This window comes from Klenkia sp. PcliD-1-E, assembly GCF_024124375.1.
GTDB lineage: Bacteria > Actinomycetota > Actinomycetes > Mycobacteriales > Geodermatophilaceae > Klenkia.
In genome coordinates this window covers 1-20503 of record NZ_JAMXRZ010000015.1, presented here as the reverse complement: position 1 = coordinate 20503, position 20503 = coordinate 1, and the positions used below count along the sequence as shown (strand labels likewise).

The following is a 20503-nucleotide window of genomic DNA, read 5'->3' as shown; positions in this document are numbered from 1 at the left end:
GCCAGTCCCAGGCCCAGCAGCACCACGAACCAGGCGGGTTGGGGCACGGCTGGTTGTCGCTCGTCGTCCGCCACAGGGCACAGTCTGCCCATGACTTCCCCCCTGGTCACCAGCGAGGTCGGGCGACTGCGCACGGTGCTGCTGCACCGCCCCGGGGCCGAGCTGCGCCGGCTGACCCCCCGCAACAACGACGAGCTGCTCTTCGACGGCGTCCCCTGGGTGGCGCGGGCCCAGGACGAGCACGACGCGTTCGCCGCGGCCCTGTCGAGCCGGGGTGTGGAGGTGCTGCACCTGGACCGGCTGCTGGCCGAGGTGCTCGACGTCCCCGACGCCCGCGATCAGCTGGTCACCGCTGCGGTCGACGACCCCCGCATCGGCGAGACGCTCCGGCACACCTGCGTGGCGCACCTGTCGGACCTGGCGTCCGACGAGCTGGCCGCGGCCCTCATCGGCGGGGTGGCCCACGACGAGCTGCCCGGCGCCCGGGGCCTGGCCTTCGAGCTGATGGGACCCGGGGACTTCGTGGTGCGGCCGCTGCCGAACCTGCTGTTCACCCGCGACTCCAGCGTCTGGGTGGGTGACCAGGTGGCCATCACCTCGCTGGCGATGCCGGCCCGGCACCGGGAGTCCACGATCACCGGCGCGGTCTACGCCCACCACCCGCGCTTCGCCGGTCCGCAGCGGCTCTACGACCCGACGCTGGAGCACCTCGAGGGCGGCGACGTGCTGCTGCTCGCGCCCGGCGTCCTGGCGGTCGGCGTGGGCGAGCGGACCACCGCCGGCGGCGCCGAGCGGCTGGCCCGGCGGGTCTTCACCCGGGGCCTGGCGCACACGGTGCTCGTCGTCCCGATCGCGCAGGAGCGGGCGACCATGCACCTGGACACCATCGCCACGATGGTCGACGTCGACGCGATGGTCATGTACCCCGCCGTCGCCGACACCCTGGTCGCCTGGACGGTGCGCGCCGGGGAGGAGCCCGAGGCGGGCGACCTGCGGGTGAGCGGTCCCCGGCCGTTCCTCGCCGCGGCCGCCGACGCGATGGGCATCGACCGGCTGCGGCTGATCGACACCGGCCTGGACCCGGTCACCGCCGAGCGCGAGCAGTGGGACGACGGCAACAACACCCTCTGCATCGGGCCCCGCCTGGCGGTGGCCTACGAGCGCAACACGGTGACCAACAAGGCGCTGGAGGACGCCGGCATCGAGGTGGTGCCGATCGCCGGCGACCAGCTGGGGAGCGGCCGCGGCGGGCCCCGGTGCATGAGCTGCCCGGTGGTCCGCGACGCCTCACCGGCCTGAGCGGACCCCCAGCGCGACCACGGCCGGCGAGGCGAACACGCCCTCGGGGTCGAGGGAGTCGAACAGCTCCCGGGCCCGGTCCAGGCAGGGCACGACGCCGGCCAGCCCGGCCGCGCGCAGCGGGTGCACCTTGCCCCAGTGCGGCCGGGCACCGAAGGGCGCCAGCACCTCGGCGACCAGGGGCACCGCCTCGGCGAGGGTGCCGGGGGTCCGCCGCCACGTGAAGTGCACCGCCAGGGAGTCCCGGCCGTGCGCCATCGACAGCCACAGGTCGTCGGCGGCCACCGTGCGCAGCTCGCTGACCACCAGGTGCTCGCGGATGCGGTCGCCGACCCCGGCCACCGCCTCGACGGCGGCCGCGGCGTCGGCCCGGTCGAGGAAGAACTCCGACTGCACCTCGTCGCCGTTGCTGGGGGTGGCGTCGTGCCGGAAGTGCGGCAGCCGCTCGTGCCACGGGCCGGGGACGCCGCCCTGCGGGGTCACGTTCCCGACGATCTCGTCGGTGATCCGGTCCCGGCTGTCCGGGTCGCGCGGCACGCCGAGCAGTTCGTCGGGGGCGTCGGCGGGCAGCCGGGTCTTGACCCAGAGGTCGGCGGCACCGTCCCAGCGGGTGAACGCGCTCACGCTGTCACCGGCGCCGAGCCCCCCGGTCACCTCGGCGAGCGGGACACCGCGGTAGACGTCCTGGCGCACGTCGTAGGTGGGTTCGGTGGCCAGCACGAGCTCGGTGACCACCCCGGTCGAGCCGAGCGCCACGGCCTGGGCGGCGACGTCGTCCCCGGTCACCTCGACGGCCTCGCCGTCCGGCCCGATGCGGGTGAGGGACCGGACCGCGGTGGCCAGCGCGCCGGCGCGATCGCCGGAGCCGTGCGTGCCGGTGGCCACCGCCCCGCCGACGGAGATGTGCGGCAGCGATCCCAGGTTGTGCAGGGCCCGGCCCTGCCGGTGCAGCTCGCGAGCGAGCGCCCCGTAGGTGGTGCCGGCGGTCACCGCGACCGTGCCGTCGGGGCGGACGTCCACGCGGTCCGGCAGCGCGGTCAGGTCGACCAGGATGCCGGGTGAGTCCGCCAGCCCGTTGAAGGTGTGCCGGGTGCCCAGCGCGCGCACCCTAGGGGCGTCCCGGACGACCTGCTGGAGCTCGTCGGTGCTGCGCGGGCGGAGCACCCGTGCGGTGTAGGTGTGCGTGCCGGCCCAGTCCTGTTCCACGTCCCCACCGTAGGCGAGCGGGCCAACCTGTACGCCTGTACCGTTTTTCCGGTACGGTTGTGCAGATCCGAGTGGGAGGAGGCCGTCGTGGCCTGGGTGCTGGTGGTCGTGGCCGGTCTGTTCGAGACGGCGTTCGCGGTGTCGCTGAAGAACTCCGAGGGCTTCAGCCGGCTCTGGTGGACGCTGTCCTTCGTCGTCTGCGCCGGCATCAGCTTCACCCTGCTGACCACCGCGCTGCGCGACCTGCCGGTGGGCACCGCGTACGCGGTGTGGACGGGCATCGGTGCGGCGGGGACCGCCGTGGTGGGCATGGTGCTGCTCGGCGACCCGGTCGGCACCGTGCGGATCCTGTCGATCCTGCTCATCGTGGCCGGCGTGGTCGGCCTCAACCTGGCCCCGTCGTCGGCGCACTGAGGTGACCACGCCCAAGGGGGAGGCCCGCCGGGATGCCATCGTGGCCGCCGCGGCGCAGCTGGTGGCCGACCACGGCCCCGATGCGGTCTCGCACCGGGCGGTCGCGGCGGCGGCCGGGGTGCCCCTGGCCGCGACCACCTACTACTTCCGCGCCCTCGGCGACCTGCTGGTGGCCGCGGTGACCCGGGTCGGGGAGACCGAGACGACCGCGGCGGCCGCGGCCGTCGCGGCCCTCCCCACCGGGCGCCGCAGCACCCACGACACCGCCGTGGTCGTCCTCGACGTGCTGCTCGGCGCCGGGCGGCAGACCGACGAGCAGCTGCAGGCGCACTACGAACGCTTCCTGGCGGCGGGCCGGCACCCGGCGCTGCGGCCGGTCCTGGCCGCCACCCGGGCCCGGGTGGACCAGCTGCTGGCGCAGGTGCTCGCGCGCGGCGGTCACCGCGAGGTGCCCGTGGCCCGGCTGGTGGCGCTGGCCGACGGCACGGCGCTGTCGGCCCTGGTGGAGGGCGGGGGCGGCGCCCGAGCCGCGACCGAGGACGCCGTGGCCGAGCTGCTGAGCCGGCGCCGGCGCTGGTGAGGACCGGGACCTAGGTCCTCACCCGGCGTAAACCGTGGTTACAGCGGGCCGGGCCCGGGGTAGTGGGCGGGCTGTCGTTCAGACACGAGCGCCAGGAGGCTCCCCCATGACCACGACACCGACCCGCCCCACCCGGACCCCTCCGCGTCTGCACGAGGACGTCGTCGAGACCCCCACCGCCCGCCGGGTGAAAGCCGTGCACCGGCTCGGCGCCTTCACCGTGGCCGCCGTCCTCGCGGTCTTCGGCATCCTGGGCTTCGTCGGGGGCCTGGACTACTTCTCCACCGACGGCGGCCAGGTGGCCGGCCTGTCCTCCAACGGCCTGCTGTCGACCATCTCGCTGGTCACCGCCGTCGTGCTCGTCGCCGGGGCGGCCAAGGGCGGACGGGTCGCCAGCATCGTGGAGACCGGCGTGGGCACCGCGTTCCTGCTGTCGGCCTTCTGGCACCTGTTCGTGCTCAACACCAGCCTCAACGTGCTGGCCTTCCAGATGTCGAACGTGATCTTCTCGATCGTGGTCGGCCTGCTGCTGCTCACCGTGGGTCTCTACGGCCGGGTCAGCGGCAACCTGCCGTCCGACAACCCCTACCGGGCCAACCTCGAGGCCGGGGTCGAGCCGCTGACCGAGGAGCCCGAGCTGCCGGCCCGCACCCCCGAGGAGCGCCGGGCCGAGGCCGAGATCCGGGCGGCGGAGATCGCCGTCGCCGAGCACCGGGCCACCCCCGAGCAGGCTGCTCGGGTCGAGGCCATGAGCCACGAGCGCACCAAGGCCGGCCGTCGCCGGGTCTGGATGCAGTACAGCTGACCTCACCCGGGGCGGGCCGCGCACGGCGGCCCGCCCCGAGGTCTCACAGCCCCTGGGCCAGCCGGTGGTAGGCCGCCGACCAGCGCAGCTCCTTGGCCAGGCTGCGCCGGGTGGTGTCGGCGTCGATGACCACCAGCTCGGTGCGGAACACGTCGGCCAGGTCGGTGAGCTCGGCCGTCGTCAGCTGCGTGGTCAGCACCGTGTGGTGCGGACCGCCCGCGGTCAGCCAGCCCTCGGTGGACGTCGCGAAGTCCGGGCGGGGCTCCCACACGGCACGCGCGACCGGCAGGTTGGGCAGCGGCTGCGAGGGCTCGACGACGTCGATCTCGTTGGCCACCCAGCGGAACCGCTCGCCCAGGTCCGCCCAGCCGACGACGACGCCCTCCGCGGGGGCGGCGGAGAACACCAGGCGCGCCGGGTCCTCCTTGCCGCCGATGCCCAGCGGGTGCACCTCGAGGGAGGGCTGCTCGCCGGCGATGGTGGGGCAGACCTCGAGCATGTGCGCGCCGAGGATCTTCGGGGTGTCGGCGGACAGGTCGTAGGTGTAGTCCTCCATGAACGAGGTGCCCCCGGGCAGGCCGCGGCCCGCGGTCTTGAGCACCCGCAGCAGGGCCGAGGTCTTCCAGTCGCCCTCGCCGCCGAAGCCGTAGCCGTCGGCCATCAGCCGCTGCACGGCCAGGCCCGGCAGCTGGCGCAGCGCGCCCAGGTCCTCGAAGTTGGTGGTGAAGGCACCGAACCCGCCGTCGGTCAGGAACCGGCGCAGCGCCACCTCGAGTCGGGCCTGGTAGCGCACCGAGTCGTGCCGGTCGCCGCCCGGGCGCAGGTCCTCGGCGACCGCGTACAGGTCCAGGTACTCGGCGACCACCCCGTCGACCTCGGCGTCGGCGACGGCCTCGACGACGGCGACCAGGTCGTTGACGCCGTAGGTGTTCACCGAGACGCCGAAGCGCAGCTGCGCCTCGACCTTGTCGCCCTCGGTGACCGCGACGTTGCGCATGTTGTCGCCGAACCGGGCCAGCTTGAGCGAGCGGGCCTCGGCGGCGGCGACGGCGGCACGCGCCCAGCCGCCGACCCGGGCCTGCACGGCGGGGTTGTCGGCGTGCCCGGCGACGGTGGTGCGGGGCACCCGCAGCCGGGTCAGCGCGTAGCCGTACTCCCGGTCGCCGTGGGCGGCCTGGTTGAGGTTCATGAAGTCCATGTCGATCGTCGCCCACGGCAGGGCGGCGTCGGCCTGGGTGTGCAGGTGCAGCAGGGGCTTGCGCAGCGCGTCCAGCCCGGCGATCCACATCTTGGCCGGGGAGAAGGTGTGCATCCAGGTGATGACGCCGACGCAGGCCGCGGACTCGTTCGCCTCGCCCATGACCCGCCGGATCGCGGCCGGCTCCTTGAGCACGGGCTTCCAGACGACCCGCACGGGGACGGCGGCGGCGCCGTCGAGGGCCGCGGCGACCCGCTGGGACTGCTCGGCGACCTGCTGCAGCGTCTCCTCGCCGTAGAGGTCCTGGCTGCCGGTGAGGAACCAGATCTCCTGGTCCGGGAACGGGCTGTTCATCTGGCTGCTCACTTCTGTCCGTAGACGTTCTGGTAGCGCTCGTACAGGGCGTCGACGTCGGCCTGGGGGATGGGGACCGGGGTACCGAGCTGCAGGGCGATGTGCACGGTCCGGGCCACGTCCTCGGCCATGACCGCGGCCTTGACCGCGGCCCGGGCCGAGCGCCCGATGGTGAAGACCCCGTGGTTCTGCATGAAGACCGCCGGGGACCGGTGGCCGGACAGGGTGTCGACGATGCCGCGGCCGATCGAGTCGTCCCCGATCAGCGCGAAGGGGCCGATCGGGATCGGACCGCCGAACTCGTCGGCCATCGCCGTCAGCACGCACGGCACCGGCTCGGCGCGGGCGGCCCAGGCTGCGGCGTAGGTGCTGTGCGTGTGCACCTGGCCGTTCACCTCCGGCATGTGCCGGTAGACGTAGGCGTGCGCGTCGGTGTCGCTCGAGGGCCCGCGGACGCCGTCCACGGCCACGCCGTCCAGGTCGCAGACGGTGATGCCCTCCCAGGTGAGCCCCGCGTAGTCGACGCCGCTGCCCTTGATCACGAACAGGTCCTCGCCGGGCACCCGCTCGCTGATGTTGCCCGCCGTCCAGGTGACCAGGCCGTTGCTGACCAGCAGCCCGTGCAGCGCGGCGACGTGCTCGCGCTGCTCGCGGTGGGTGCCGCGCTCCTCGCCGGCCGCGGCGCGGACGGTCAGCCGGGCCGACGTCGGGCCGTCACACGCCGAGCACATCGGGGGTCTCCTCGATCGCGGGCGCCTCGACCTCGGGCGCGACGGGGGTGGCGGTGGTGGCTCCGGCGCCCGGGCCGCCGGCGCGGCGGGCGGCGGCGTCCCGGCGGAGGGCGCGCAGCCGGTGCAGCACGTCGTTGCCGCCGCCGGGCTGGTCCTCGCCCCGGCCGAAGAAGTCGTGCAGCCGGCGGTACTCGGCGAACAGCACGTCGTAGCGGTCGGCACGCTCGTCGTCGGGGGTGTAGACCGCCCGGCGCACCTTGCCCATCGCGGCCGAGGCGGCCGGGACGTCGGGGTGCGCGCCGGCGGCGACGGCGGCGTGGATGGCCGAGCCCAGCGCGGGGCCCTGGTCGGAGTCGATGACCGACAGCGGCCGGCGGCAGACGTCGGAGTACAGCTGCATGAGGAAGGTGTTCTTCAGCAGCCCGCCGGCCACGACCAGCTCGGTGACCGGCACGCCCGACCCCTCGAAGGCCTCGATGATGGTGCGGGTGCCGAAGGCGGTGGCCTCCAGCAGCGCCCGGTAGGTGTCCTCCGGGCGGGTGGCCAGGGTCTGGCCGAGCACGACCCCGGACAGCTCGGCGTCCACCAGCACCGACCGATTGCCGTTGTGCCAGTCCAGCGCGACCAGGCCGTGCTCGCCGACCTCCTGCTGGGCGGCCAGCTCGGTGAGCAGCTGGTGCACGCTGACCCCGCGCTCCCCGGCGGCCTGCACGTAGGACGGCGGCACCGAGGTGTCGACGAACCAGCCGAAGATGTCGCCGACGCCGCTCTGGCCGGCCTCGTAGCCGTAGCGGCCCGCGGTGATGCCGCCCTCGACGACCCCGCACATGCCGGGGACCTCGGCCAGGGTGTCGCCGTTCATCACGTGGCAGGTCGAGGTCCCCATGATGGCGACCATCTGGCCGGGCTCGATGGCCTGCGCGGCGGGCGCGGTGACGTGCGCGTCGACGTTGCCGACCGCGACCGCGATGCCCTCGGGCAGGCCGGTCCAGCCGGCGGCCTCCCGGGTCAGCCCCCCGGCCCGCTCCCCCAGCTCGCCGATGCGGTGGTCGAGCTTGTCGGTGACGAAGCCGGCGAAGTCGGGGTTCAGCGCGGCCAGGTAGTCGCGCGAGGGGTAGTCCCCGTCCTGCCGGATGCCCTTGTAGCCGGCCGTGCAGGCGTTGCGGACGTACTCCCCGCACAGCTGCCAGACGATCCAGTCGGCCGCCTCGACCCAGTGGCCCATGGCCGCGTAGACCTCGGGGTCCTCCTCGAGCAGCTGCAGGCCCTTGGCGAACTCCCACTCGCTGGAGATCAGCCCGCCGTACCGGGGCAGCCAGGCCTCCCCGCGCTCGTGGGCGAGGGCGTTGATCCGGTCGGCGTGCGGCTGGGCGGCGTGGTGCTTCCACAGCTTGACGTAGGCGTGCTTGCGGCCGACGAACTCGGGCAGCTCGCACAGCGGCGTGCCGTCGGCGGTGGTCGGCACCATCGTGCAGGCGGTGAAGTCGGTGGCGATGCCGACGACGTCGGCCGGGTCGACCCCCGCGTCCCGGACAGCGGCGGGCACCGCGGTGCGCAGCACGTCGACGTAGTCCGAGGGCACCTGCAGCGCCCAGTCGGGCGGCAGCTGCTCGCCGGTGCCGGGCAGCTGCCGGTCGACCACGGCGTGCGCGTAGGGGTGGGTGGCACTGGCCAGCTCGGCCCCGTCGGACACCCGGACGACGACCGCCCGGCCGGACAGGGTGCCGTAGTCGACGCCCACCACGTACTGCTCGCTCATTCCGTCTCCTCCTGCGGTCGCCGACCGCGCGTCGAGCATGTTAGCGCTAACAATGGTGGTTCGGAACACACCTCCGGGGGACCGCGGCTCAGCCCGCGACCGGTCCGGTGGAGCGCCGGACGAGCAACTGCGGGTCGACCTCGTCGGAGCCCGCGTCCTCCCCGGCGATGCGGGCGAGCACCAGCCCGACGCCGCGCCTGCCGAGCTCGGCGAAGTCCTGCCGCACGGTGGTCAGCGGCGGGCTGAAGTACGGCGCCTCGGGCACGTCGTCGAAGCCGACGACGCTGACGTCGCCGGGGACCGTGATGCCCTGCTCGTGCAGGGCGACCATCAGGCCCAGGGCCATCTGGTCGTTGCCGGCGAAGACCGCGGTGATCGGTTCCCCGGCCCGGATCCGGCGGGCCAGGTCGGTCCCCACGGCGTGCCCGGACGACGGCCACCAGTCACCCAGCCACAGCTCCCCCGGCGGGGCGCCGGCGCGGGCCAGGGCGGTGCGCCAGCCCTGGATGCGCCGGCGCGCCTCGACCGAGTAGGAGGGTCCGGCGAGGTGGTGCACCGTGGTGTGCCCGAGCTCGAGCAGGTGGTCGACCGCCAGCTGGGCACCGGCCTCCTGGCCGACGGTGATCGCGGTGCCCAGGCCCTCGCCGCCCATCTGCACGGCGACCAACGGCACCGGGGGGTCGACCTGCTCGAGGGCCTCCAGCGCCTGCACCTCGGCGGTGTGCACCACGACGGCGTCCACCGACTGGGCGACGAACCGGTCGACCGCCTCGGCGATGGTCAGCCCGCCCGCCCGGTCCAGGATGGCCACCGACAGCGAGTAGCCCGCGGCCCGGGCCGCCTGCTCCAGGCCGATCATGGTCTGCGCCGGGCCGTACTGGTCGACGTCGATGGTGACCAGCCCGATCGTCCGGGAGGACCCGGTGACCAGGGCCCGGGCCGCGGCGTTGGGCCGGTAGCCCAGCTCCTCGATGGCCTGCTGCACCCGCTCCCGGGTGCGCGGGGCGACGTTGGGGTGGCCGTTGACCACCCGGGACACCGTCTGGTGCGAGACGCCGGCCCGGGCGGCCACGTCGCTCATCACGAGCGGGCGGGCCGGGGCGGATCCGTGCGTGTCGGTCGACACCGCTGGCTCCTCCCCGGCCCTCGTCCCCGGCCTCAGCGGCTGGAGCCGGCCCGGCGCTTGTTGTAGACGTCGAAGGCCACGGCCAGCAGCAGCACCAGGCCCTTGACCATCGACTGGACGGACTGGTCGACACCCATGAGCTGCATGCCGTTGCTCATGACGCCGACGAGCAGACCACCGACCATGGCGCCGACGACCGTGCCGACGCCACCGGTGACAGCCGCGCCACCGATGAAGGCCGCGGCGATGGCGTCCAGCTCGAAGCTGTTGCCGGCGCCGGGCTGGGCGCCGTTGGACCGGGAGGAGAAGACCACACCGGCCACGGCGGCCAGGAAGCCCATGTTGACGAAGATCCAGAAGTTGACGACCTTCACCTTGACGCCCGACAGCGTCGCCGCGGCCAGGTTGCCGCCGATGGCGTAGACCTGCCGGCCGAACACCGTGCGCTTGGTGACCACGCCGTAGACCAGGATCAGCACGGCCAGGATGACCAGCACGTAGGGCAGGCCGCGCGCGTTCGCCAGCTGCCAGGCGAAGGCCATGACGACGGCCGCGACCACGACGATCTTGACGACGAACAGCGGGAAGGACTCGACCTGCTGGCCGTAGCGGATGTTGGTCTGCCGGGTGCGGAACTGGCCGAAGGCGTAGGCGACCACCGCGATCGCGAACACCAGCAGGGTGAAGGCGTCGTAGCCGTTGCCGCCGATGAGCCCGTTGCTGAACCCGGATGCGATCCGGCTGTACTCCGCGGTGAACGGCGACAGCGAGATGTTGTCCAGCACCTGCAGGGTCAGGCCGCGGAACAGCAGCATGCCGGCCAGGGTCACGATGAAGGCGGGGATGCCGACGTAGGCGACCCAGAACCCGTGCCAGGCACCGATGGCCAGGCCCACGCCGAGGGCGGCGAGGACGCCGACCCACCACGGCTGGTCGTGCCGGATGACGACGACCGCGGACACCGCGCCGGTCACCGCGACCACGGACCCCACCGACAGGTCGATGTGGCCGGCGATGATCACGATGACCATCCCGATCGCCAGGATCAGGATGTAGGAGTACTGCAGGATGATGTTGGTGATGTTGCCCGGCGACAGCGAGGTGCCCCCGGTCAGGATCGCGAACAGCGCCACGACCACCACGAAGGCGATGTAGATGCCGCTGGTGCGCAGGTTGCGGGTCAGCAGCGTGCGCACGTCGCTGGTGCCGAGGGCACCGGCGGTCGCGTTGTCCTTCTGCGCGGTGGCCGACTCGGCCTCGGGCTCCGACGTCGGGCCGACGGTCTGGGTCATCCGACGAGCTCCTTCTCCTGGGTCATGAGGGTCATGAGACGTTCCTGGTCGGCGTCGGCGACGGGCAGCTGCCCGGTGATCCGGCCGGCCGAGAGGGTGTAGACGCGGTCGCAGATGCCCAGCAGCTCGGGCAGCTCGGAGCTGATGACGACGACGGCCTTCCCGGCCGCCACCAGCTTGTTGATGATCGTGTAGATCTCGTACTTGGCACCGACGTCGATGCCGCGGGTGGGCTCGTCGAGGATCAGCACGTCGGGGTCGGTGAGCAGCCACTTGCTCAGCACGACCTTCTGCTGGTTGCCACCGGACAGCTTGCCCACGATCGACTTCACCGTCGGGGCCTTGATGTTCATCGCCCGGCGACCCTCCTCGGCCGCCTTGGTCTCCTCGTTGGCGTTGACGAACCCCCGGCTGGAGAGCTTGTCCAGCGCGGCCGCGGAGTTGTTGCGCGAGATGTCGTCGATGAGGTTCAGCCCGTACCGCTTGCGGTCCTCGGTGGCGTAGGCGATGCCGTTGGAGATGGCCTCGGCGACGCTGCGCGCCTTGACCTCCCTGCCGTGCATGAACAGCTTGCCCTCGACGAAGGTGCCGTAGGAGCGGCCGAAGATGCTCATCGCCAGCTCGGTGCGACCGGCGCCCATCAGCCCGGCGATGCCCACGACCTCGCCGGCCCGGACGTCGAAGCTGGCGTGGTCGACCACCAGGCGGTCCTGGGTGGGGTGCTTGACCGTCCAGCCCTCGACCCGCAGGACCTCCTCGCCCGGGTGCGACTCGCGCTCGGGGTAGTAGGAGTCCAGGGCGCGGCCGACCATGCCGCGGATGATCCGGTCGACGGTCACCGACTCGTCGCTCATGTCCAGCGTCTCGACGGTCTGGCCGTCGCGGATGATCGTGGTGTGGTCGGCGATCGCGTCGATCTCGTTCAGCTTGTGCGAGATGATGATCGAGGTGATGCCCTGGTCGCGCAGACCGCGGATCAGGCCCAGCAGGTGCGCGGAGTCGGTGTCGTTGAGCGCAGCGGTGGGCTCGTCCAGGATGAGCAGCTTCACGTCCTTGGACAGCGCCTTGGCGATCTCGACCAGCTGCTGCTTGCCCACGCCGAGCTGGCCGACCGGGGTGGTGGGGTTCTCGTGCAGGCCCACCGACTGCAGCAGCTTGGTCGCCTCGGCGTTGGCCAGGTTCCAGTCGATGAGGCCGAACTTCCCGCGCTTCTCGCTGCCCAGGAAGATGTTCTCGGCGATCGAGAGGTAGGGCACCAGGGCGAGCTCCTGGTGGATGATCACGATCCCGGCGTGCTCGGAGTCGCGGATGCCGCCGAAGGACACGACCTGGCCCTCGAAGACGATCTCGCCCTCGTAGTCACCGGCCGGGTAGACCCCGGAGAGCACCTTCATGAGGGTCGACTTGCCGGCGCCGTTCTCGCCGCAGATCGCGTGCACCTCGCCGCGCTGGACGGACAGCGTCACGTCCTGCAGCGCCTTGACGCCGGGGAAGGTCTTGGTGATGGAGCGCATCTCGAGGATGGGGTCGGACATCGGACTCCGTCGTCTCGTCGTCGTTCTGTGTGCCGTGCGGGTGGAGCCGTGCGGGTGGAGCAGGTGGAGCGTGGAGCCGGCCGGGCCCGACAGCTGAGCTGCCGGACCCGGCCGGGTTCAGGGGCAGGTCAGTTGGTCTGACCCGCGTCGACCTCTTCCTGGGTGTAGTACCCGGAATCGATCAGCACCGACTGGATGTCGGCGGCGTAGACCGTCTGCACCGGGAGCAGGTACGACGGCACGACCTTCACGCCGTTGTCGTAGGTCTCGGTGTCGTTGGCCTCGGGCTCGTCACCCTCCAGGAACGCCTTGGCAGCCGTGACGGCCTGCTCGGCCAGGTTGCGGGTGTCCTTGAAGATGGTCGAGCTCTGCACGCCGTCCTGGATCAGCTTGACCGAGGCGATCTCGGCGTCCTGACCGGTCACGACCGGCAGCGGGCGCGGGGTCGAGGCCAGGGCCGGGCCGTAGCCGGCGTTCTGCAGGGCGGTGATGATGCCGCGGGAGATGCCGTCGTAGGGCGACAGCACACCGTTGAGCACGGTGCCGTTGTTGTAGGAACCGGTCAGCAGCGTCTCCATGCGCGACTGGGCGGTCTCCTGCTGCCAGCGCAGCGTCGCGGCCTGCTCGATGTCGGTCTGGCCCGAGGGGACGACCAGCGTGCCGTCGTCGATCAGCGGCTGGAGCACGTCCATGGCGCCGTTGAAGAAGAAGAACGCGTTGTTGTCGTCCAGCGAGCCGGCGAACAGCTCGATGTTGAACGGACCGGCGGCGTCGGTGCGGTTGCCGTCGGCGTCGAGCACGCCCAGGCCGGTCAGCAGTGCGGTGGCCTGCGCCTGGCCGACCGCGAAGTTGTCGAACGTGACGTAGAAGTCGACGTTCTCGCTGTCGCGGATCAGGCGGTCGTAGGAGATGACCGGGATGTTGGCGTCGGCGGCGGCCTGCAGCTGGCCCGAGAGGGCGGTGCCGTCGATGGCGGCGATGATCAGGAGGTCGGCACCCTCGGTGATCATCTGGTCGATCTGCTGCGACTGGGTGGGGATGTCGTCGTTGGCGTACTGCAGGTCGACCTGGTAGCCGGCGTCCTCGAGCTGGGACTTGACGTTGTTGCCGTCGGCGATCCAGCGCTCGGAGGTCTGGGTGGGCATGGCCACACCGATGGTGAGGTCCTCGGGGTTGGCGTTGGCGGTGTCGTTGCCGCCACCGCTGCCGGCGCCGCCACCACCACAGGCGGTGAGGCCGACGGCCGCGACCGCGCCGATGGCGGCCAGCCTGAGCTTCTTGCTCACGTGTTCTCCTTCACGAGACGTCTGCCGCCGGACACATCTCGGCGCTCAGGCCCGCAGCTGTGCGAGCGCTCACATTGTGAACGCTAACAACAGCCTCCCGTCAAGAGGTTGTGCGCAACCGGCGGTCACGTTCTCGTAACGTTGGCGACGCCCTCCGGCAACCCGTTCCGGCCCCGTTGGCCGCGACCTGCGGCGATGCCGGTCACAGCAGCAGCCATCCGGGCCCAAGCGGGCCCCCGCCCGTCCCGGTCGCCCCACCCGTCCGGGTGGCCCCGGGCACGCGGTGCTCAACCGGGCGCGCCGGGCTGCCGACCCGTACCGCACAGCACGTCCACCGACCGGGGAGCACCCCGCGCCCGGACCACCGCAGACCGGAGACCCGTGAGCGCCCTCCCCGCGCCCGTCGACGACCGGGCCACCGGCTCGGCCCGCCCCGGTCGCGCCGCCCGGTGGGCCGGCACGCGCGACCCGCGGTCGGCCACCCGGCTGGCGGTCGCGGTCATGCTGCCCGCGGCCGCCGTCCAGACCGGGTACGCCTTGCTGGCCGACCAGTCCCGGGTCGCCGACGTCGGCTCCTGGACGATGGTCGTGCTGCTGGTGTCCGCCAGCGCCGTCCTGCTGCGCACCGACCCCCGCCGCTGGGACGAGCGCGGGTTGCTCGCGCTCGTGCCGCTGCTGGGCGCCGTCGCGCTGAACGTCCTGAACTGGATCACCGCGGACACCTCGGCGGCCGCCCAGGTCTTCGCCGTCCTGCCCGTGCTGTGGGCGGCCTCGCAGCTGCGCCCGCCCGCCGCCTGGGTGGTCGCCGGCTTCTCCGGGGTCGCCAACGCCGTGCTCGTGCTGCACCTGGAGCCGCTGGACCGCGCGGTCCCCGACGCGGTCTTCGTGGCCGCCACCCTGGTGCTGGCCACCGCCCTGCTCGTGCACGCCGGCAACCGCCAGGAACGACTGGTCGCCCGGCTGCGGGAGCAGGCCGCCGTCGACCCGCTGACCGGCCTGGTGACCCGGCCCGTGCTCGACGCCGCGGTGGCCCGCGAGCTGTCAGGGGTGCCGGTCCGCGGCACGGCGATGGTGCTGGTCGACGTCGACAGGTTCAAGGCCGTCAACGACCGCTACGGCCACCCGGTCGGCGACGACACGCTGCGCCACCTCGGCCGGGTGCTGCGCGACGCCGTGCGCGACGGGGACGCGGTGGTCGGCCGGCTGGGCGGCGACGAGCTCGCGGTGCTGCTCACTGGCTGCCCGACCGAGGTCGCCGAGCGCCGCGCGGCCGACCTGGTCTCCGCCGTCCGCGCGCACCCGCTGCTGCTGGAGGACGGCACCGAGCTGCCGCTGACCATCAGCGTCGGGGTCGCCCAGGTGCCGGCGCACGCCACCGACGCCCGCGCCCTCTACGCTGCCGCGGACCGGGCGCTCTACGTGGCCAAGCGCCGCGGCCGCGACCAGGCCTGCTCGGCGGGGAGCGCGCCGGTCAGCGGAGGGTGACCTGCCGGGACAGCAGCCCCGCCCGCGAGCGGCGCTCGTCGGCGGTCAGCGGCTCGTCCCGCGCCAGCGCGGCGGTCAGCCGCTGGTCCAGCTCGGTCGCCGGGCCGGCCCAGTCCGTCGCCGGGACGTCGGCCGGCACGTCCCACACCGGGACGACGAGGCCGTGCGCGCGGAAGGCGCCGGCGTACCTGGTCCCGGCACCCAGGGTGAGCTCCTCGGCCGCACCGAGGCGGGCCAGGGCGTCCAGCAGCTGCTCCTCGGGCTCGGGCCGCACCCAGCGCAGGTGCGCCCGGTCGGTGGCCGGCCGGCACCAGTAGGCGGCGCCGAGGCCGTCGAGCAGCACGGTCGGGATGATCGCCTCGTTGGCCTGCTCCAGGCCCGCCATCGCGGCCGGGCCGGCGCCGGTGCCCTCCAGCCAGAAGCCGAAGTCCTCGTGCACGGTGACCTCGAGGTCGGCCGCGGGGTCCAGCAGCTCCTGCAGGCGCGGGCCGGCCGAGCCCTCGGCGCCGATCGGGCCCGGGTCGACGGGGTTGCCGGCCGGCGCCTCCAGGGCCGCGGCCAGCGCGGTGCCCAGGTCGCGGCTGACGTCGTCGGAGGAGGTGGCCAGCTGGACGCCGAGGAGCACCTCGCCGCTGGCCCGCACCAGCGCCGGGGCGCCGCCGGGCAGGACGCTGGCCAGGGTCGCCGTCCGGCCGTCGGTCGTGGTCAGCACCGCGGTGGCCGCCGGCACCAGCTCGCGCAGGGCGACCCAGTGGGTCTCGCCGGGCAGGCCCTCGAACGGCCGGGTGACCACCGGGGCGTAGGCCGAGCCGTGGCAGTGCTTGTACTTGCGGCCCGAGCCGCACGGGCACGGCGCCTTGGGGTTGGGCGCCCCGTCGGCGGCGGCGGGGGCGGGACGGCGCTGGGACTGCGTGCGGGCCATGCACCCGACCCTATGCGGGGACGGTGCACACTCGTCGGGTGCTGGACCTGACCGACCCGTCGTTCGTCGAGGACCCCTACCCCGCCTTCGCCGCTGCCCGGGCCCAGGCGCCGGTGCAGTGGGACGAGGGCCTGGGCATGTGGCTGGCCTACGGGCACGCCGAGGCCAACGCCGTGCTGCGCACCCGGGCGCTGGGCCGGATCTGGACCGACCGCGAGCCGGCGGAGCGGTTCGGCCAGTTCAACCTCATCCACCGCAACGCGATCCTGGAGATGGAGCCGCCGGACCACACCCGGCTGCGCCGGCTGATCAGCGCCGCCTTCGCCCGCGGACACGTGGAGCGCTTGCGCCCGTGGGTCGAGGAGCTGGCCGCGTCGCTGGTCGACGGCATGGTCGAGCGGTCGAGCGCCGGGGAGCCGGTGGACCTGTTCACCGGGATGGCCGAGCAGCTGCCGGTCGAGGTCATCGCCGAGCTGCTGGGCGTGCCGCAGGCCGACCGGCCGCTGCTTCGGCCGTGGTCCAACGCGATCGTGAAGATGTACGAGTACGGCCGGACGACGCAGACCGAGGACGCCGCCGAGACCGCCGCGGCGGAGTTCGTGGCCTACCTGCGGGAGCTGGCCGCCCAGCGCCGGCAGGCGCCCGGGGAGGACCTGCTCACCCACCTGGTCACCGCGCGGGACGCCGACGGCGACCGGCTGACCGAGGACGAGCTGGTCACCACCTGCATCCTGCTGCTCAACGCCGGCCACGAGGCCACCGTCAACGTGACCGGCAACGGCCTGCTCGCGCTGCTGCAGCACCCCGACCAGCTGGCCCGGCTGCGCGCGGACCGCTCGCTGCTGCCGACCGCGATCGAGGAGCTGATGCGCTTCGACTCGCCGCTGCAGCTGTTCGAGCGCACCGCCACCGCCGACGTCGAGCTCGGCGGGGTGACCGTGCAGGAGGGGCAGAAGATCGCCGCGCTGCTCGGGTCGGGCAACCACGACCCGGCGGTGTTCGACGCCCCCGACACCCTCGACGTCGGCCGCACCGACAACCCGCACATCTCCTTCGGCGCCGGCGTGCACTTCTGCATCGGGGCGCCGCTGGCCCGGGTGGAGCTGCAGGCCTCCTTCGGCGCGCTGCTGGCCCGCACGTCGGTGCTCGAGCTGGCCGGGGATGCCCGCCGCCGTCCCGAGTTCGTGATCCGCGGCCTGGCCGGGCTGCCGCTGACGTTGCTGCGGTAGCTACCCACGGGTAGAAGGTGGCGGCGGTCACTGGTTGGATGCGGCGCATGCGCGGCCTCATGCAGCAGACGCCCCTGACGATCGACTCGATCTTCCGGTACACGGAGCGCCACCACGGTGACAAGACGATCGTGACGAACTCCCCCACCGGGCCGGTGCGGACGACGTACGCCGACTGGGCGGTGCGCACCCGCAAGCTCGCCGGGGTGCTGGACACCCTCGGCATCTCCGCCGACGGCCGGGTGGGCACCTTCGCCTGGAACTCCGCCCGCCACCTCGAGCTGTACTTCGCCGTCCCGAGCACCGGGCGGGTGCTGCACACGCTCAACATCCGGCTGTTCCCCGAGCAGCTGACCTACATCGCCAACCACGCCGAGGACGAGGCCGTCTTCGTCGACCGCACCGTGCTGCCCCTGCTGTGGCCGCTGATCGACACGATGACGACGGTGCGCCACGTCGTGGTGATGGACGACGGCGGGGACAACGAGATCCCCGACGACCCGCGGGTCTCGCTCTACGAGGACCACATCGCCGCCGCGGAGCCGGTCGACTTCCGGGTCGAGGACGAGAACACCGCGGCGAGCATGTGCTACACCTCGGGCACCACCGGCAACCCGAAGGGCGTGCTCTACAGCCACCGCTCGACGGTGCTGCACACCATGGCCGTGGTCCAGCCCAACGTCTTCGGCATGGGCGAGACCGACGTCGTCATGCCGGTCGTGCCGATGTTCCACGCCAACGCCTGGGGCCTGGCGCAGGCCGCCCCGTCCGTGGGCGCCTCGATGGTCTTCCCCGGCCCGATGATGCAGCCCAAGGCGCTGGCCGACCTCATCGTCGACGAGGGCGTCACCTTCACCGCCGGCGTCCCCACCATCTGGCAGGGCGTGCTGCCCGAGCTCGCCGGCCGCGAGCACAAGCTGCGCGACATCGGCTGCGGCGGGTCCGCCGTGCCCAAGGCGCTGTCGGAGGCCTACCGGGAGCGGGTCGGCCTGCCCATCCTGCAGGCGTGGGGCATGACCGAGACCCACCCGGTGGCCACCTCCGCCCGGCTCCCCCGTCGGCTGTTCGACGGGTCCGACGAGGACAAGGCGGCCTACCGCGCCCGGGCCGGCATCCCCTTCATGGGCGTCGAGGTGCGCATCGTCGAGGCCGGCACCACCGACGAGCTGCCCTGGGACGACGTGGCCACCGGTGAGCTGCAGGTCCGCGGCTCCACGACCGCGCTGGACTACTACAACCCCGACGAGGGTGTCGAGCTGGCCACCCCCGACGGCTGGATGAAGACCGGGGACGTCGCGGCCGTCGACGAGCACGGCTCGGTGCGCATCGCCGACCGCACCAAGGACCTCATCAAGTCCGGCGGCGAGTGGATCAGCTCGGTGGACCTGGAGAACGCGATCATGAGCCACCCCAAGGTCAAGGAGGCCGCCGTCATCGGCATCCCCGACCCCAAGTGGGACGAGCGGCCGCTGGCCTGCGTCGTCGTCGCCGACGGCGAGGAGCTCACCGCCGACGAGGTCATCTCCCACATCACGCCCATGGTGGCCAAGTGGTGGCTGCCCGAGGCGGTGGAGTTCATCGACGAGGTGCCCAAGACCAGCGTCGGCAAGTTCTCCAAGAAGGACCTGCGCACCCGGTTCGCCGACTACCAGCGCTCCTGACCGGGCCGGCGGCGGGCGGGACCACCCCGCCCACCGCCGGCGTTCGCCCAACCCACAGCTCCCCGACACCGTCCGTCCAGGTGGCACTGCTGCACTTCGCTGCCCCCTGACCCCCGGACCGGAAGGCAGCTGTGGACGACGACCGCGTCCTGGTGCTCATCCCCACCTACGACGAGCGGGAGAACCTCCCGCGCACCGTGCGCCGGGTCCGCTCGGCCGTCCCGGGCGCCGAGGTCCTCGTGGTCGACGACGCGAGCCCCGACGGCACCGGGGACGTCGCCGACGGGCTGGCCCGGTCCGACCCGCAGGTGCACGTGCTGCACCGGCGCGGCAAGGAGGGGCTGGGGGCGGCCTACCTGGCCGGGTTCGCCTGGGGCCTGGAGCGCGGGTACGACGTGCTGGTCGAGATGGACGCCGACGGCTCCCACCAGCCCGAGGAGCTGCCCCGCCTGCTGCACGCCCTCGCCGGTGCCGACGTCGTCCTCGGGTCGCGGTGGGTGGCCGGCGGCGAGGTCCGCAACTGGCCCCTGCACCGCCACCTGCTCTCCCGGGGCGGCAGCGCGTACACCCGCTGGGCGCTGGGCCTGCGGCTGCGCGACGCCACCGGCGGGTACCGCGCCTACCGCCGGCACGTGCTGGAGGACCTGGACCTGTCCCGGGTGGCCTCGCACGGCTACTGCTTCCAGATCGACCTGGCGTGGCGGGCCCTGCGGGCGGGCCGGCACGTCGTCGAGGTGCCGATCACCTTCGTGGAGCGGACCAGCGGCACGTCGAAGATGAGCGGCGCCGTCGTGGGCGAGTCGCTGGTCCGGGTGACCCGCTGGGGGATCACCGAGCGCGGCGCCCAGCTGCGCCGGGCCGCCCGCCGCGGGTCCGTGCGGGTCCGGCCGGGGTCGGCGCCGCGCAGCTGCCTGCCCCGCCTCGAGCTGGACGGCGCAGCCTGACCAGGACCGTGCCCGGGTCCGCCTCCCGCACCCAGGCCGCCGTCGGCACCGCCGTCCCGGTCGACCGGGCCGGCGTGCTCGTGGTCACCGGGTGCGTGGTGCTGCCCGGCGTCGTGGCGCTGGCCACCGCCCAGGCCGGGGTGACCCAGCTGGTCCGGCTGGCCGACTGGTGGGGCAGCTGGCCGGTCCGGCTCCCCGGTGGCGAGCTGGGCTGGCGGGTCCTCGCCGTGCTGGCCACCGCCGGGTGGCTGGCCAGCTGGGCCGTGCTGGTCCGCCGGCTGCTGCGTGCGCGCACCGCACCCGGCGGACGGGACGTCGCCGTCGTCGGGGCGCTCGGCGCCTGGGCGTCGGTGCCGTTCCTGGTGGGCGGACCGACCGGCAGCCTGGACGTCGGCAGCTACGCCGCGATCGGCCGGCTGGCCTCCCTGGGACTGGACCCCTACCGCACCTACCCGACCGTGCTGCACGACGCCTTCGGCGCCGCGGTCGACCCCATGTGGCGGCAGACGCCGACCCCCTACGGCCCGCTGCAGGTGGCGCTGTTCCGCTGGGTGGCCGACCTGGCCGGGCACGACCAGCAGCTGGCCGTGCTCGGCATCCGGGCGGTCGCCGTGGCGGCGCTGGCGGCCGCGGTGGCGCTGGTCGCCGTGGCGGCCGCCCCGCGCGACCGCGCCGCC

At 73.5% G+C, this 20503-nt stretch carries 17 protein-coding genes and 1 pseudogene; 9 read left to right on the top strand and 9 right to left on the bottom strand.

The genetic code is table 11. The features are described 5' to 3' along the window. Positions 1-90 precede the first annotated feature (90 nt). Positions 91-1299 carry an arginine deiminase gene (locus NH342_RS05025; RefSeq protein WP_253012113.1) on the top strand — a complete coding sequence of 403 codons (1209 nt, stop codon included), beginning with the start codon at positions 91-93 and terminating at the stop codon, positions 1297-1299. On the opposite strand, the gene NH342_RS24085 is transcribed toward NH342_RS05025, so the two are convergent. Next, the gene (locus NH342_RS24085) at positions 1288-2505 is read right to left on the bottom strand and encodes an FAD-binding protein (protein WP_253012110.1); all 1218 of its coding nucleotides are present in this window, start codon (positions 2503-2505) and stop codon (positions 1288-1290) included. The genes NH342_RS05025 and NH342_RS24085 overlap by 12 nt on opposite strands. 57 nt (positions 2506-2562) lie before the next feature. Here NH342_RS24085 and NH342_RS05015 point away from each other — a divergent pair, with 57 nt between their 5' ends. The 3 genes from NH342_RS05015 to NH342_RS05005 all read left to right on the top strand — a co-directional run bounded on the left by NH342_RS05015 (position 2563) and on the right by NH342_RS05005 (position 4304). After that, positions 2563-2919: a multidrug efflux SMR transporter gene (locus NH342_RS05015; RefSeq protein WP_253012107.1), complete on the top strand. Its 357-nt coding sequence runs from the start codon at positions 2563-2565 to the stop codon at positions 2917-2919. Position 2920: 1 nt separating this feature from the next. Continuing rightward, positions 2921-3499, top strand: coding sequence for a TetR/AcrR family transcriptional regulator (locus NH342_RS05010; protein WP_253012105.1), 579 nt, complete (start codon positions 2921-2923; stop codon positions 3497-3499). Positions 3500-3605: 106 nt separating this feature from the next. Further along, positions 3606-4304 (top strand): DUF4383 domain-containing protein, encoded by a 699-nt coding sequence (locus tag NH342_RS05005; protein ID WP_253012103.1) that lies wholly within the window; start codon positions 3606-3608, stop codon positions 4302-4304. A gap of 43 nt (positions 4305-4347) precedes the next feature. Here NH342_RS05005 and araA read toward each other — a convergent pair whose 3' ends face one another. From araA to chvE, 7 genes are all read right to left on the bottom strand, one after another. Beyond that, a complete protein-coding gene (gene araA, locus NH342_RS05000; RefSeq protein WP_253012101.1) occupies positions 4348-5868 on the bottom strand; it encodes an L-arabinose isomerase in 1521 nt (506 codons plus the stop codon). Continuing rightward, positions 5865-6587 carry an L-ribulose-5-phosphate 4-epimerase gene (locus NH342_RS04995; RefSeq protein WP_253012098.1) on the bottom strand — a complete coding sequence of 241 codons (723 nt, stop codon included), beginning with the start codon at positions 6585-6587 and terminating at the stop codon, positions 5865-5867. The genes araA and NH342_RS04995 overlap by 4 nt, the downstream gene beginning before the upstream one ends. Then, positions 6571-8346 carry a ribulokinase gene (araB, locus tag NH342_RS04990; RefSeq protein WP_253012095.1) on the bottom strand — a complete coding sequence of 592 codons (1776 nt, stop codon included), beginning with the start codon at positions 8344-8346 and terminating at the stop codon, positions 6571-6573. Before araB ends, NH342_RS04995 begins: the two co-directional genes overlap by 17 nt. A gap of 88 nt (positions 8347-8434) precedes the next feature. Beyond that, positions 8435-9472, bottom strand: coding sequence for a LacI family DNA-binding transcriptional regulator (locus NH342_RS04985; RefSeq protein ID WP_253012092.1), 1038 nt, complete (start codon positions 9470-9472; stop codon positions 8435-8437). A gap of 32 nt (positions 9473-9504) precedes the next feature. Next, positions 9505-10764 (bottom strand): multiple monosaccharide ABC transporter permease, encoded by a 1260-nt coding sequence (gene mmsB / locus NH342_RS04980; RefSeq protein ID WP_253012089.1) that lies wholly within the window; start codon positions 10762-10764, stop codon positions 9505-9507. Then, positions 10761-12299 carry a multiple monosaccharide ABC transporter ATP-binding protein gene (gene mmsA / locus NH342_RS04975; RefSeq protein ID WP_253012086.1) on the bottom strand — a complete coding sequence of 513 codons (1539 nt, stop codon included), beginning with the start codon at positions 12297-12299 and terminating at the stop codon, positions 10761-10763. The genes mmsB and mmsA overlap by 4 nt, the downstream gene beginning before the upstream one ends. Positions 12300-12427: 128 nt before the next feature. Continuing rightward, on the bottom strand, positions 12428-13585 hold the full coding sequence (gene chvE / locus NH342_RS04970) for a multiple monosaccharide ABC transporter substrate-binding protein (protein ID WP_253012082.1): 1158 nt from the start codon (positions 13583-13585) through the stop codon (positions 12428-12430). 381 nt (positions 13586-13966) lie between these two features. Here chvE and NH342_RS04965 point away from each other — a divergent pair, with 381 nt between their 5' ends. After that, positions 13967-15070: a GGDEF domain-containing protein gene (locus NH342_RS04965; protein WP_253012079.1), complete on the top strand. Its 1104-nt coding sequence runs from the start codon at positions 13967-13969 to the stop codon at positions 15068-15070. Here the strand turns inward: NH342_RS04965 and NH342_RS04960 are convergent. Beyond that, the gene (locus NH342_RS04960; RefSeq protein ID WP_253012076.1) at positions 15057-15992 is read right to left on the bottom strand and encodes a DUF5926 family protein; all 936 of its coding nucleotides are present in this window, start codon (positions 15990-15992) and stop codon (positions 15057-15059) included. The genes NH342_RS04965 and NH342_RS04960 overlap by 14 nt on opposite strands. Before the next feature lie 38 nt (positions 15993-16030). On the opposite strand from NH342_RS04960, the gene NH342_RS04955 reads away from it, so the two are divergent. From NH342_RS04955 to NH342_RS04940, 4 genes and pseudogenes are all read left to right on the top strand, one after another. Continuing rightward, a complete protein-coding gene (locus tag NH342_RS04955; protein ID WP_253012073.1) occupies positions 16031-17221 on the top strand; it encodes a cytochrome P450 in 1191 nt (396 codons plus the stop codon). Between the two features lie 47 nt (positions 17222-17268). After that, positions 17269-18882, top strand: coding sequence for a long-chain fatty acid--CoA ligase (locus NH342_RS04950; RefSeq protein WP_253012070.1), 1614 nt, complete (start codon positions 17269-17271; stop codon positions 18880-18882). Between the two features lie 131 nt (positions 18883-19013). Beyond that, positions 19014-19826, top strand: coding sequence for a polyprenol monophosphomannose synthase (locus NH342_RS04945; protein ID WP_253012068.1), 813 nt, complete (start codon positions 19014-19016; stop codon positions 19824-19826). 8 nt (positions 19827-19834) lie between these two features. After that, positions 19835-20503 (top strand): annotated as a pseudogene (locus tag NH342_RS04940) (hypothetical protein); the annotation flags it as partial.